Here is a 232-nt window from a genome sequence, read left to right on the forward strand (position 1 = left end):
GCGGATGCCGACGCGGCACGACCTCGACGCCGTCGCGCCGGACCACCCGGTCGTACTGCAGCGCGTCTGGAACAAGCTCGTCGCCAATACCGCCGCGCTGCGGGCGCTCGGCATCGACGCCCGCACGCCCGATCCGCCCGCCGACGTCAACTACGCCGGCAGCTTCGATCGGGAGGAGGATGGCTTCCCGACCGGCATCTTCCGCGACCGCGCCAAGGAGCTGGTGCTGCAC

The 232-nt window shown here is 72.0% G+C and carries 1 protein-coding gene; it reads left to right on the top strand.

Annotated elements, in window-relative coordinates; genetic code table 11:
- Positions 1-232, top strand: a 232-nt coding sequence (locus ACCD05_RS32120; RefSeq protein ID WP_413397736.1) for an amidohydrolase family protein, incomplete at both ends; no start/stop codon positions are given.

Origin of the sequence: Rhizobium sp. Rhizsp42, from assembly GCF_047304155.1 — a bacterium.
Classification (GTDB): Bacteria; Pseudomonadota; Alphaproteobacteria; order Rhizobiales; family Rhizobiaceae; genus Rhizobium.